The sequence below is a fragment of the Brevundimonas goettingensis genome (assembly GCF_017487405.1).
Taxonomy (GTDB): domain Bacteria; phylum Pseudomonadota; class Alphaproteobacteria; order Caulobacterales; family Caulobacteraceae; genus Brevundimonas; species Brevundimonas goettingensis.
In genome coordinates, this window is record NZ_CP062222.1 from 1568291 (window position 1) to 1581734 (window position 13444).

The window sequence follows — 13444 nt, forward strand, 5'->3', positions numbered from 1 at the left end:
CTCCGTTGTCCGAAGCTTGACCTTAGCAACCAACGGTTCGCCGACAAGAGCTTCCGGCGTGCCCCCAGTACCCCGCCTTAGGCCCCCGCCCCCGCCACCCGCGCCAGATCGGCGGTGATGCGTTCGGCGACCTTGAGACGGTCCTCCGGCGTCGGCCAGTCGCCCATGACGACGATCTTCTGGTCCGGACGGATCTTCCAGAAGGCGTGGTTCTTCTGGATCAGGCCGACCAGCCCCATCGGGTTGGGGAAGCTGTTGTTGCGCAGCGTCAGGACACAGCCCTTGGGTCCGATGTCGATGCGTTCGATACAGGCCGTCTTGCAGTTGGCCTTGATGCCGACGATGCGCAGCAGCTGCTTCGCCTCGTCCGGCAGCGGGCCGAACCGGTCGATCAGTTCGGCGGCCAGGGCCTCGCGCTCCTCGGTGCGTTCGGCGTCCGACAAACGGCGATACAGGCTCAGACGGACGTTGAGGTCCGGGACGTAATTCTCTGGAATCAAGACGGCCGCGCCGACGTTGATGGCCGGCGACCAGCCCCGGTCGACGACTTCCTCACCCGCTTCACGCAGGGAGGCCACGGCGTCTTCCAGCATCTGCTGGTACAGCTCGACCCCGACCTCGCGGATGTGTCCCGACTGTTCGTCGCCCAGCAGATTGCCGCCGCCGCGCTGGTCCAGATCGTGCGAGGCCAGCTGGAAGCCGGCGCCCAGATTGTCCAGCGACTGCAACACCTGCAGACGCCGCTCGGCCGACAGGGTCAGGGGCCGCTTCGGATCGGTGGTCAGATAGGCGAAGGCGCGCGCCTTGGACCGCCCGATCCGGCCGCGGATCTGGTGCAGCTGGGCCAGGCCGAACATGTCGGCGCGATGCACGATCAGGGTGTTGGCGGTCGGAATGTCGATGCCGCTCTCGACGATGGTGGTCGAGACCAGCAGGTCGTATTCGCCGTCGTAGAAGGCGCTCATCACGTCTTCCAGCTGGGTCGGCGACATCTGGCCGTGACCGACCACGAACTTGATCTCGGGCACCTGTTCCCTCAGGAATTTCTCGATGTCCGGCAGGTCCGACAGGCGCGGACAGACGTAGAAGGCCTGACCCCCACGATACTTCTCCCGCAGCAGGGCCTCGCGGATCAGCACCTGATCCCAGGGCGTGACATAGGTCCGCACGGCCAGACGATCGACCGGCGGCGTGGCGATGATCGACATCTCGCGGATGCCCGACAAGGCCATCTGCAGGGTGCGCGGAATGGGCGTCGCCGTCAGGGTCAGCAGGTGCACATCGGCGCGCAGGCTCTTGAGCTTCTCCTTGTGCTTGACCCCGAAATGCTGCTCCTCGTCGACGATCACGAGGCCCAGATCCTTGAACCCGACCTGCTCGGCCAAGACCGCGTGGGTGCCGACCACGATCTCGAACGACCCGTCCTTCAATCCGCTGCGGGTCTCCGCCGCGTCCTTGGCCGTGACCATGCGCGACAGGTGGCGCACCGTGATCGGCCAGCCGGCAAAGCGTTCGGAGAAGGTCTTGAAATGCTGTCGCGCCAGAAGCGTGGTCGGACAGACGACGGCGACCTGCTGGCCGCTCATGGCCACCACGAAGGCGGCGCGCAGGGCCACCTCGGTCTTGCCGAAGCCGACGTCGCCGCAGATCAGACGATCCATCGGCGTGCCCTTGCCCAGATCCTCCAGCACGTCTCCGATGGCGTTGAGCTGATCGTCGGTCTCTTCGTATGGGAAGCGGGCGCAGAACTCGTCGAACAGCCCCTGCGGAGGGGTGATGGCGTCCGAGACCCGCAGCGCGCGCTTCGCCGCCAGGGCGATAAGCCCCTCGGCCATTTCGCGCAGCCGGGCCTTGGCCTTGGCCTTGCGCCCCTGCCAGGCGGCGCCGCCCAGACGGTCCAGCTGGACGTCTTCGGAATCCGTGCCGTAGCGGGTCAGCAGGTCGATGTTCTCGACCGGCAGGAACAGCTTGGAATCACCCGCGTACTGCAGCTCCAGACAGTCGTGCGGGGCGTCCTGGATCTCCAGCGTCTTCAGCCCCTCGTAGCGGCCGATGCCGTGATCAAGGTGGACGACCAGATCGCCCGTCGTCAGGGCCGAGGCCTCGGCGAGGAAGTTGGACGCACGCCGCTTGCGCTTGGGCCGCGCCAGCCGATCGCCCAGCATGTCGGTCTCGGAGATGACCGCCAGACTGTCCGTGGTGAAGCCGTGCTCCACCGGCAGGACGGCGCGCAGATACAGGTCCTTCGGCGCCGACTGGACGTCGGCCCAGTCGCGCACGGCGACGACGTGATCCAGCCCGTGGTCGGCCAGCATGACCGACAGACGCTCGGACGAGCCCTCGGTCCAGCTGGCGAACAGGACGCGCTTGCCCTCCCCCTTCAAGGCCGCCGCATGGTTCGCCACGGCCTCGAACAGATTGACGCTGTCCTGGGCCCGTTCGGCGGCGAAGGTCCGGCCCAGCCGCCCGCCGGCGTCCTCGCCGGCCGTGTCGAACGGCGTCAGACGGCGGACGTCGCGGCCCGCCAGCGCGCTGTTCCAGTCGCCCTCAGGAAGATAGAGCCGCTCCGGCGGCAGGGCGCGATTGGCGGCCCCGCCCTTGGCCAGCGACGCCTCACGCCGGGCCTCATAGGCGTCCTTGGCCAGGGCCCAGCGTTCGCCACGCGCGGCTTCGGCCTGATTGTCGAGGAACACCGACGCATCGTCCGGCAGATAGTCGAACAGGGTCTCCAGGTTCGGATAGAGCAGCGGCAGCCAGTGCTCCATCCCCTGACGCCGCGCGCCCTCGGAGACGGCGACATAGAGGGGGTCGTCCCCGCCCGCGCCGAACAGGCCCAGATAGCCGGTGCGGAAGCGCGAAATGGTCTCGGCGTCCAGCAGGGCCTCGGACACCGGCGACAGGGAAATCTTCTTGCGCTGGCCGGTCGACCGCTGGGTCGCCGGGTCGAAGGTGCGGATCGACTCCAGCTCCGAGCCGAACATGTCGAGCCGCACCGGCTCCTCGAACCCCGGCGGATAGACGTCGATGACTCCGCCGCGCACGGCGTATTCGCCGCGCTCGTTGACGGTCGAGGCGCGCATATAGCCGTTGGTCGTGAAGTATTTCTCGAGCGCCGACTGGTCCAGGTCGCGGCCCACGGCGGCGTCGAATCCGGCCGAGGCGGTGACCTCCTGCGGCGGGGTGCGCTGCATGGCGGCGGCGATGGTGGTGACGACCAACAGGGGTTTGGGCGAGCGCGCTGGCCGTCCCGCCAGCTCGGTGAGCGCCGCCATCCGCTCGGCCGACACCGACGACGTCGGGCTGAGCCGGTCGTAGGGCAGGCAGTCCCAGGCGGGAAACTCGAGAACTTCAACGTCCTTGGCGAAGAACCGGAAAGCCTGGGCGAAGTTTCCGGCGCGCTGGTAGTCGCGGGCGATGAAGACGGCCGTCCCGCCGGACTTCGTCAGCCGTTCGGCCACGGTCAGGGCGTCGAGACCCTCCGGCACCCCGCCCAGTTCGATATCCTGACGCGCCACTCAGCCGATCCCCTGCTGGACGGCGTGGGAGACATGTTCCTTCACGAAGGCCCGGATGCGGGCCATCAGCGGCGTTTCGTGCTCGGGCGGCGTCGGCGCCGTCTCGATGATCCAGCTGTAGAGCTCGTGATCGTTGTCCTGCATCAGCAGGCCCTCGAACTCGGTCATCTCGGCGTCGGTCAGCCCGGGCCCAACCTGTTCGATGAACGGCCCCAGCACCATATCGGCTTCACGGAAGCCTCGACGCCAGGCGCGAAAGCGCGCGCGAGACAGGCGGGTCTGGTCACGGTCATCAGTCATGAGGCGCGGGATATAGCGAGCGCCGCGCCGCGCCGCCAGCCGTGCCGACGTCAGGAACGGTCGCCTGCTGCCAGAGGATTACGCCGGCCAGATCTTCTTGATCTTGTCCGTCAGGGCCTTGCGCTCGGCCAACCCCTTGTCGCCGCCGTTGATGCGCAGGGTGACCTTGGAGACGCTGTCCGTGGCGGCCAGGGCGTTCAGCCCCTTGGAGGTCCAGAAATCCACCGCCGCGGCGATCGATCCGGCCGGCGTCAGCAGCAGATCCGGATTGACCTCATAGTTGGCGCCCAGGGCGTGATAATTGGCACGCCCCGTCAGCTGGATCAGGCCCCTTCCGCGATAACAATAGCCGTCGCCGGGTTGGGTGTTGCCGAGGTTCTTCGCCCCCCAAGTCCCGCCGTAGATGGTGTTTGCGATAGCGACCTTGTCCGCCGCCCGGGTCGCGGTGCGGCCGAACTTCTGGCACTGGGCGTCCGAAATGCGAGCCTTGGAAAAGGTCGCCCGCAGCCCCGCCGCCGAATAGTTGAGGTTCTCCGACTGCGGCTTGAACCCGCTCTCGTGGGACACCTGGGCGAAGAAATGGATGTATTCCAGCCTCTGGCTCATGGCCTTGGGCAGGACCAGGGCCAGCAGATCGCCGGTCGCGTCGGGGGCGACATTGCTGCTCACATATTCCGCCAACCCCTGAAAAGTCAGGGCGCCCAGCTTGCCGTCGATGATGCCGACGTCATAGCCCTTGTCGGTAAGGTTTTGCTGCAGAATCGAAACTGACATCCCCCAGTCCCTTCGTGCTGTCCTGACGGTTGCGATCCTGCGCTCGCATAACGTCGTTTGCAATCTGTGCGCGTTCTCCGGATGCGGTTTCGCCTCACAGCGCTCTCACCCAGCAGCCGGCCGGTCGCGCTTGCGGGGTTCGGACTCCCTGAGGCGGCGGCTGCGGTCGGCGTCGTCATAGACGGCGCTGGCTGCGTCATTCTCGGTCGGACGGCTCGAAGGGTGAGGCCGGGCGGTCACCGCCTTGCTCGTCTCCGACTCGGTCAGGCGGATGTCCATCCTCGGATCGGCCGCGCGAATGCCGGCCTCGACCAGGCTCCGATAGATCGCCCAGGTGTAGGCGGCGTGCATGGCGCGCGGATGGCGCGACGATTCCGGCGCCGGCCAGACCACCAGGTCGAAGTCCAGCTTGCCGCCCGAAAAGTCGGTCAGCCAGACCTGGTTCTTGTGCACATCGTCATTGGCAAGGGTGAACGGCAGGGCCGTGGCGGCGGCCAGGACCACGTCACGCACCCGGGCGATGTCGCTCTCCTCCGCGACTGAGAAGGGCACATGCATCCGGCGGGAGGTGGTGTTGTAGGTCCAGTTGGTGACCCGGTTCTGGATCAGGCTGGAATTGGGGATGACCACGTTCAGATCGTCGTTGGTCCTGAGGCGGGTCGCGCGCGGACCGATCTCGACGATCTCGCCGCGAACGCTGTCGTCCACCTCGATGTAGTCGCCGACCTGGATGGCCGGATCGAAGATCAGCACCAGACCGGAGACGAACTCCTTAACGATGCCCTGAAGCCCCAGACCCAGGCCGACGCCGACCGCCCCGCCGAAGATGGCCAGGGAGGCCAGGTCCACGCCCAAGGTCGAGACGGCGATCAGCGCCCCCACCAGAAGGATCAGATAGCCGCCGATCTGTTCCACCATATAAATCGCCGGGGCGCTGACGGTCAGCCGGCCGCGCAGCCGATCCAGCGCGACACGCATCAGCTTCGACAGCAGGAAGGCGCCGACCAGGATGGCGAGGGCCGCCGCCAGATGCAGCCCCGCATCGGTCCAGTCGCGGGCGGACAGCCAGTTGCCGACGGCGTCGAACGGAGACGGCTTGTCCATGAGGGGCGATCTTTCGGCGGTGGAGACCAACACAATCGTCGGGGCGCGCGGCCGACCCCATCCGTTGAAACCCCGAACGTCCGGACAGCCTTCACCGGGAGCGGATATGGCCAAGGCGTCTAGGGTTCGGCCCCGCCCCGCCCTATGCTGGCGCCGATGCGGCCGCAGATTCTCTTTCCCCTGTTCGCGGAGGCCACCAGCCTGAAGGGGGTGGGGGCCAAGGTCGCGCCCCTGATCCAGAAGCTGGCGGGGCCTCTGGTCCGGGACGTCCTGTTCCTGAGCCCGTCGGGCGTGATCACGCGACGCCGCACCAATGCCGCCGAGGCCGTGGACGGCGAGGTCGGCGTGTTCGACGTGGTCGTCGACCGACTGTTCGTGCCCTCGCGGCCGGGAGCGCCGCTCAAGGTCCGGGCCTCGGACGACACCGGCTATGTCCACCTTGTCTGGTTCGGCGGCTCGCCCCAGCACATCGACCGCCAGCTGCCGCGCGGCGAGCGGCGGCTGGTCTCGGGCAAGGTCGAGCGGTTCAACGGCGAGGTGCAGATCCTGCACCCCGACTGGATCGTGCCGCTGGACAAGGGTGAGGAAATCCCGACGGTCGAGCCCGTCTATCCAGCCACGGCGGGCCTGACCTCGCGGGTGGTCAGGAAGCTGGCGCTTCAGGCCCTGACGGCGGCGCCCGAACTCGCGGAGTGGCAGGACCCGGCCTGGCTGTCGAAACAGAACTGGCCCGGCTGGCGGCCGGCGCTGGAGGCCCTGCACGCCCCGACCGGCGAACGCGATCTGGAGCCCGACGCCCCGATCCGTCAGCGGCTGGCCTATGACGAACTGTTCGCCCACCAGCTGGCCCTCGCCCGCCGCCGCCGCGCGCGTCAGATCACGCCCGCCCCGGTCATCCGCCCGGGCCTGGCCTCCGACGCCCTCATGGCCGCCCTGCCCTTCACCCTGACGGGCGCGCAAGGCCAGGCCGTCGCCGAGATCCGCGCCGATCTGGCCGGCGGCGAACAGATGGGGCGGTTGCTGCAGGGCGACGTCGGCTCGGGCAAGACGGCGGTGGCGGCCCTCGCCATGGCCGACGCGGCCTCGAGCGGCTTCCAGGCGGCCCTGATGGCCCCGACCGAAATCCTGGCCCGCCAGCACTATCAGCGCCTGTCGCCCATGCTGGAGGCCGCGGGCATCGCCTCGGTCCTGCTGACCGGCCGCGACACCACGGCCGAGCGGCGCGAACGTCTCGACGCCCTGGCCACCGGCCGGGCCCAGGTCGCCATCGGCACCCACGCCCTGTTCCAGGACGCGGTGCGCTTCGACCGGCTGGGTCTGGCCGTCATCGACGAACAGCACCGCTTCGGCGTCAATGAACGCCAGCGGCTTCAGGCCAAGGGCGATCCGCGCGTCGGCGGTGTTCACCTCCTGACCATGTCGGCGACGCCGATCCCCCGCACCTTGGAGTTGACCCAATACGGCGAGCTGGAGGTCAGCCGGCTGATGGAGAAGCCCCCCGGCCGCACCCCCGTCGCCACCGCCGTCCTGCCCGGTTCCCGCATCGGCGAGGTGGCGAAACGCCTGAAGGCGGCCATCGAGGGCGGCGCCCAGGCCTACTGGATCTGCCCTCTGGTCGCCGAGAGCGAGGCGACCGACCTCGCCGCCGCCGAGGCCCGGGCCGAGGACTTGCGCCGTATCCTCCAGGTCGAGGTCGGTCTCGCCCACGGCCAGATGCCCGGCGCCCGGCGCGAAGCGGTCATGGCCGACTTCGCCGACGGTCGGATCCCCATTCTGGTCGCCACGACCGTGGTCGAGGTCGGGGTCGATGTGCCCAACGCCTCCATCATGGTCATCGAACACGCCGACCGCTTCGGCCTGGCCCAGCTGCACCAGCTGCGCGGACGGGTCGGGCGCGGCGCCAAGGCCAGCGCCTGTATCCTGCTGTACGGCGACACCTTGGGCGAGACGGCGAAGGAACGGCTGGAGACCCTGCGTCGCACCGAGGACGGGTTCGAAATCGCCGAGGAGGATTTCCGCCTGCGCGGCGGCGGCGACCCCTTGGGCCTCAAGCAGAGCGGCTTCCCGGCCTATCGCTTCGCCGACCCGATCCGCCACCGCAGCCTGATGCTGGCCGCCGCCGACGACGCCCGTCTGATCCTCGGCCGCGACCCGGATTTGCTCAGCCCGCGCGGCGAGGCGGTAAAGACGCTGGAGGCCCTGTTCGACTGGCGCAACGACCGGCCGGGACTGGACTAGGTCGCTGGACTAGGCGGCCGGGTTGGCCGCCTTCCAGGCGTTCAGGCGATCCTGAACATCGGCCTCAACATCGGCATAGAACAGATTGTACTGCCGCGCCTTTCTGCGATCCGCCCAGTCCCCGACCTCCTTGAAGGCCTCGGAGTCGGGCATGGTGTGACGCAGCACCCCGCCTCGGCACTGGGTGGCGACCAGCCGGTCGAGGAAGGCGGGACGCACGCCCCACTCCAGCCCGGTGGCGTTGGCGGCGCCCAGGTGGCGGCGGGCGGGCACGGGCTGTTCGTCGGCCGCCCCGCTGACCGGGTTGACGCAAAGGGTCTTGCGGCCGTCCAGATCGACCAGCCGGCCGCGCGCGTTCCAGACCAGGGCCCGACGCAGCCGCCGCTCGGCTGCTCCGTCGTCGCCCTCCCCGACCTGGGACCAGCCGACCACGCAGCCGGTCTGGGCGCGCGAGGCGCAGGGCGGGACGTTGGGGCTCATCTGGTCCACGGCGACCAGGGTGTCGATCTCATAGGCCGCGACCAGACGGCGGCGCAGGGCCGCATCGGGGGCGATCCGGGTCCGCACCAGCCGGTCCAGCAGGTCGCCGCCCTGCTCCACCCCGGCCAGGACGATCGGTCCCGACGGATGCCGCGCCAGCCAGGCCTCGAAGGCGGCGGCCACATCGCCATAGGCGAAGGCGCGGGCGTCGCGCGCGTCGGTCCTCAGGGTCAGGCGGGTATAGAGGCTTGCCTGGCGATAGCGGGGGATGCTGATCGCCCCGGCCCGCTCGAACGGCCCGGCGTAGTTGGGAATGACCACCCGGCGCAGATAGGCGTCGGCGGCGGCGTCGTCGATCGGCCCGTTCCAGTTCCGACCGCCGTCATAGGTGGTGGAGTGGATGAAGAAGACCGCGGCCACGCCGGACCCGGGCGTCCGCGCCTCGCGCAGGGCCCAACTCGACGCCTGGGCGTAGTCGGGCGCCGGCGGCGGCGTATAGGTCTGGAACGGCACCTGGGGGTCGAGCCCGGCCTTGAGGATGTCGCCGCGCCAGACGGCCGTCGCCGCCGCGATGATGAAGATCATCGCGAAGCCCAACCAGCCGACCCACTGGCGCAAGGTCAGCCGGCGGGGCGTCACCGGTACTGATCCGGCTGGGACAGGAAGTCCTGGACGTAGCGGCGCACGCCCTCTTCCAGCGGCGTCGACTGGCCGGGATAGCCGGCGGCGCGGATCCGCCCCATCCGGGCCTCGGTGAAATACTGGTAGCGGTCGCGGATCGAGACCGGGGTATCGACATAGTCGATGGCCGGGGTCTTGCCGGCGGCGGCGAAGGTGGCGTTGGCCAGATCGAGGAAGGACCGCGCCTGCCCCGATCCCGCGTTGAACACGCCCGAGACGTGCGGCGTGTCCAGCAGCCAGGCGATGATGTCGACCACGTCCTCGACGAAGACGAAGTCCCGCATCTGGCCGCCGTCCGGATAGTTCGGATTGTGCGAGCGGAACAGGGTCACGGTCTCGCCCGCCGCGACCTTGGGCCAGATCTGGGCCACCACCGACTTCATCGTCCCCTTGTGGCCTTCGTTGGGGCCGTAGACGTTGAAGAACTTCAGCCCCGCCCACTGGCCCGGCGACTGGCCGCGGTCCGACTGGCGCGCCGCATACTGGTCGAACAGCATCTTGGAATAGCCATAGGCGTTCAGCGGCCGCAGCGCGCCGAGGCCTTCCAGACTGTCGTCGTCCTCGAACCCGCCGTCCCCGTCACCGTAGGTCGCCGCCGACGAGGCGTAGATGAACCGGGCGTCGCGGAGCGAGCACCAGTCCCACAGATCGCGCGACAGGATGAAGTTGGTCCGCATGATCAGGTCGGCGTCCTGTTCGGTCGTCGCCGAGATGGCGCCCATATGGACGACCGCCTCGATCTCTTCCGCATGGCGTTCGAGCTGTTCGAACAGGTCCTCGGGCTCCCAGAAGTCGGCGATCGGGTGCTTTGCCAGGTTCTTCCACTTGGCCAGGTCGGCCGTCTCCATCCGGTCGCAGACGACGACGTCGTAGCGGTCCTCGCCCGTCAGCCGGGCGACGATGTTGGAGCCTATGAAGCCGGCCCCGCCGGTCACGACGATCATTCGCCTCATGATGCGTCTCCCGACAGCTTCTCGATGGTCTTGGTGGTGGAGTACCCGTCCTGGAACTGGGCCAGCTTGACCTCGCCCCCCAGCTCTCGACCAGATCGCCCCCGACCACCCCCTCACGCGTATAGTCCGCGCCCTTGATCAGGACGTCCGGACGCAGGCGCTCGATCAGGGCCAGGGGCGTCGGGTCGTCGAAGGAGGTCACCCCGTCGACGCTGGCCAGTCCGCCGATGACGACGGCGCGGCTTTCCAGATCGTTGACCGGACGGCCGTCGCCCTTCAGCCGGCGCACGGACTCGTCGGTGTTCAGGGCCACGACCAGCCGGTCGCACCAGCTGCGCGCCTGGGCCAGATAGGCGACGTGACCGCGGTGCAGGATGTCGAAACAGCCGTTGGTGAAGCCGATCCGCAGCCCCTGCCGGCGCCACGTCTCGACCCGCGCGGCCAGTTCCTCGACCGGGGTCACCTTGGCCTGGGCGAAGGCCGCGTGCTGGCTCATCTCGGCCTCGATCAGCTCGGCCGGAGTGACCACGGCGGTGCCGCTCTTTCCGACCACCACCCCCGAGGCGAGGATGGCGAACTCCACCGCCCGCTCCAGCGAGGCCCCGGCGCCCAGCGCCAGACCCAGCGAGGCCATACAGGTGTCCCCGGCGCCCGAGACGTCGAACACCTCGCGCGCCCGGCCCGGCAGATGGACGATCGGCGCGTCCCGCCTGGCGATCGACATGCCCTTGCCCGCGCGGGTCACGACGATGGCCTTCGCCGTGGTGATCGACAGCAGATGGGTCAGGGCCGCCTCGACCTCGGCGTCGGTCCCGACCGCCAGGCCGGTGGCGCCGGCCAGTTCGGAAGCGTTCGGCTTGATCACGTCGACGGCGCCATAGCGGGCGAAGTCGCGGCCCTTCGGATCGACGATCACCGGCACGCCCGCATTCTGCCCGGCCCACAGGGCGGCGCGGATCAGCCGTTCGGTGACGACGCCCTTGTCATAGTCGGACAGCAGGATGGCGGAGGCGCCCGCGAAGACGTCCTCGCGGTCGAAGACGCCGACGGCGATCTCCTCCTCGTCCAGCCGCAGCAGCTGCTGGCCGGCGGAGACGAAGCGGGTCTTGACGATGGTCGCGGCGCCGTCCGGGCGGGCCACGAAGTCGGCGACCCGGTCCTCGGCGGCGATCAGGCCGATCAGCTCGTCGCCGGCCGCATCGGGCCCGGCGACGGCGCCCAGACGCGCCTGCCCGCCCATGGCCGCGACGTTGCGCGCGACATTGCCGACGCCGCCCGGCATCGACACCGTCCGCTTCGTCTTGAGCACGGGAATGGGCGCCTCGGGCGAGACCCGGGTGACGTCGCCATAGACATAGCGGTCCAGCATCAGGTCGCCGATACAGGCGATGTTCAGCCCCGCGACGCGGTCGAGCAAGGTCTGCAGGGAGCCCAGATCAAGGGTGTGTTCAGCCATCCGGGTGACCTACCGGATTCAGTCCGGTTTCGCCATCCGGGGTTTCGGGCGCCTGAGGAAACCTTTGACCGCGCCGCGACTTGTCCCGGACGGGCTTCACGGGCCTAAGACACTGAAACCTCACGGAGCCCAGACTTGCCGAACGCCGACGCCTCGCCCGTCATCCTCTGGTTCCGGCGCGACCTGCGGCTGGCCGACAATCCGGCGCTGAACGCGGCGGCCGAGACGGGGCGGCCGGTGATCCCGGTCTTCATCCTCGACGAGGCCGGCGACGGGCGCCCCTGGGGCGCGGCCTCGCTGTGGTGGCTGGACGGCTCGCTGCGCGCCCTGGCCGCCAGTCTGAAGGATCGGGGCGCGCCCCTGCTGCTGAAACGCGGTCATGCCGAGAGCGAACTCAGGCGGCTGATCGCGGAGACCGGCGCCGATACCGTCTTCATGAACCGGCTGTTCGAGCCCGAGGCCTGGACCCGCGACGCCGACATCGCCCACGGGCTGAAGGACGACGGCGTCGAATGCCGGGGCTTCAACGGCTCACTAATGGCGAAGCCGGGGTCGGTGCTGACGGGAAGCGGCGGGCCCTACAAGGTCTTCACCCCCTTCAAGAACGCCCTGCTCGCAAAAGCCGAGGCCCCGCCGCACACCACCGCGCCGCGCGAACTGACGCCGGTGAAGGGGCTGGACAGCGACCACATTGACGACTGGAACCTGAAGCCGACGAAGCCCGACTGGTCCACCCGTTTCGACTGGACACCCGGCGAGGCGGCGGCGACCGAGGCCCTGCACGCCTTCACCGGCGACGCGCTCAAGACCTATTCCATCGGGCGGGATCATCCGGCGGAGGTCGGCGGCAGCCGGCTGTCGCCGCATCTGCATTGGGGCGAGATTCATCCCTGGCGGGTGGTCGAGGCGGTACAGAAGGCCGCTGCCGACAGACGCGCGCCTCAGGCCGAAGCGGACAAGTTCGTCGCCGAGATCGCCTGGCGCGAATTCTCCGCCCACCTGCTCCACGCCTTCCCGCAAATCACGGAACGGTCGTTCCGGCCCGAATACGATGCCTTCCCCTGGCGCTCCGATACGAAGGGCTTCAAGGCCTGGACCAGGGGTCAGACCGGCTATCCGATCGTTGACGCCGGCATGCGGCAGCTGTGGACCACCGGCTGGATGCACAACCGGGTGCGAATGATCGTCGGCTCCTTTTTGGTCAAGGATCTGCTGGTCGACTGGCGCAAGGGCGAGGCCTGGTTCTGGGACACCCTGGTGGACGCCGACCTCGCGAACAATGTCCAGAACTGGCAATGGGTCGCGGGCTCGGGCGCCGACGCCTCCCCCTTCTTCCGCATCTTCAACCCGACCGCACAGGGCCAGAGGTTTGACGCCGACGGCGACTATGTGCGCCGCTGGGTCCCGGAACTGGCCGCCCTCCCCGCCAAATGGGTCCACGCGCCCTGGACCGCGCCGGAAGATGTGCTTGCCAAGGCGAAGGTGCGTCTCGGGACCGACTACCCCAACCCCATCCTCGACCACAGCGAGGCCCGCGACCGCGCTCTGGAAGCCCTCAAGGCCATCGCCCGCTCGAAATACGACGACTGAGGCCCCGACCTCGCATAAGCTCGCCGACGAAACCCTTGCCGATCAAGGCCCTGCCGATCCGCGACGCCAATCGGCTCGGCGCCCTCCGGAACGGGCTTAGACTGGCGGGTTCCGGTCTTTGACATCACCATCCAATGAGACGCCGAGTGCACGCCCCTGCACTCGAGTGCAAAGCCGGCGCCTTGCTTCTGGAATTAGAAAATGGTTTTCAATCAGAAGATTAAAAGTCGATCCTCACGATCAACATCCGCCATTGCACTCGAGTGCAACGTTTTTCCGGAGTGCAAAACCAAACCCGTCATCCTCGGGCTTGTCCCGAGGACCCACGGTTCGGCATGGCAGGACGACGACGA

Annotated in this window: 8 protein-coding genes and 1 pseudogene; 2 read left to right on the forward strand and 7 right to left on the reverse strand. The window is 68.6% G+C overall.

Annotation, left to right across the window (positions count from 1 at the left end; genetic code table 11):
* Positions 1–77: 77 nt before the first annotated feature.
* The 4 genes from mfd to IFJ75_RS07825 all read right to left on the reverse strand — a co-directional run bounded on the left by mfd (position 78) and on the right by IFJ75_RS07825 (position 5693).
* The gene (gene mfd / locus IFJ75_RS07810) at positions 78–3515 is read right to left on the reverse strand and encodes a transcription-repair coupling factor (protein WP_207932024.1); all 3438 of its coding nucleotides are present in this window, start codon (positions 3513–3515) and stop codon (positions 78–80) included.
* Complete coding sequence (locus tag IFJ75_RS07815) at positions 3516–3815, reverse strand: FAD assembly factor SdhE (RefSeq protein WP_207932025.1); 300 nt, start codon at positions 3813–3815, stop codon at positions 3516–3518.
* Between the two features lie 78 nt (positions 3816–3893).
* Entirely contained in the window at positions 3894–4589 is a 696-nt protein-coding gene (locus IFJ75_RS07820; RefSeq protein ID WP_207932026.1) for a hypothetical protein, read from the reverse strand.
* 105 nt (positions 4590–4694) lie between these two features.
* The gene (locus tag IFJ75_RS07825; protein ID WP_207932027.1) at positions 4695–5693 is read right to left on the reverse strand and encodes a mechanosensitive ion channel family protein; all 999 of its coding nucleotides are present in this window, start codon (positions 5691–5693) and stop codon (positions 4695–4697) included.
* Positions 5694–5849: 156 nt separating this feature from the next.
* On the opposite strand from IFJ75_RS07825, the gene recG reads away from it, so the two are divergent.
* Positions 5850–7931, forward strand: coding sequence for an ATP-dependent DNA helicase RecG (gene recG, locus IFJ75_RS07830; protein WP_207932028.1), 2082 nt, complete (start codon positions 5850–5852; stop codon positions 7929–7931).
* Between the two features lie 9 nt (positions 7932–7940).
* On the opposite strand, the gene IFJ75_RS07835 is transcribed toward recG, so the two are convergent.
* From IFJ75_RS07835 to IFJ75_RS07845, 3 genes and pseudogenes are all read right to left on the reverse strand, one after another.
* The gene (locus IFJ75_RS07835) at positions 7941–8996 is read right to left on the reverse strand and encodes a DUF3089 domain-containing protein (RefSeq protein ID WP_207932524.1); all 1056 of its coding nucleotides are present in this window, start codon (positions 8994–8996) and stop codon (positions 7941–7943) included.
* Between the two features lie 50 nt (positions 8997–9046).
* Positions 9047–10036, reverse strand: a complete 990-nt coding sequence (rfaD, locus tag IFJ75_RS07840) for an ADP-glyceromanno-heptose 6-epimerase (protein WP_207932525.1) — start codon at positions 10034–10036, stop codon at positions 9047–9049.
* A gap of 181 nt (positions 10037–10217) precedes the next feature.
* Positions 10218–11501, reverse strand: a pseudogene (locus IFJ75_RS07845) (PfkB family carbohydrate kinase); the annotation flags it as partial.
* Positions 11502–11636: 135 nt separating this feature from the next.
* Here IFJ75_RS07845 and IFJ75_RS07850 point away from each other — a divergent pair.
* Entirely contained in the window at positions 11637–13091 is a 1455-nt protein-coding gene (locus tag IFJ75_RS07850) for a cryptochrome/photolyase family protein (RefSeq protein ID WP_207932029.1), read from the forward strand.
* Positions 13092–13444: the final 353 nt, after the last annotated feature.

What these genes read in the sequence shown, in the direction of transcription:
- IFJ75_RS07815 (WP_207932025.1), bottom strand. Translation starts at nt 3,815, where the DNA reads ATGACTGATGACCGTGACCAGACCCGCCTGTCTCGCGCGCGCTTTCGC.
- IFJ75_RS07820 (WP_207932026.1), bottom strand. Translation starts at nt 4,589, where the DNA reads ATGTCAGTTTCGATTCTGCAGCAAAACCTTACCGACAAGGGCTATGAC.
- IFJ75_RS07825 (WP_207932027.1), bottom strand. Translation starts at nt 5,693, where the DNA reads ATGGACAAGCCGTCTCCGTTCGACGCCGTCGGCAACTGGCTGTCCGCC.
- recG (WP_207932028.1), top strand. Translation starts at nt 5,850, where the DNA reads ATGCGGCCGCAGATTCTCTTTCCCCTGTTCGCGGAGGCCACCAGCCTG.
- IFJ75_RS07835 (WP_207932524.1), bottom strand. Translation starts at nt 8,996, where the DNA reads ATGATCTTCATCATCGCGGCGGCGACGGCCGTCTGGCGCGGCGACATC.
- rfaD (WP_207932525.1), bottom strand. Translation starts at nt 10,036, where the DNA reads ATGATCGTCGTGACCGGCGGGGCCGGCTTCATAGGCTCCAACATCGTC.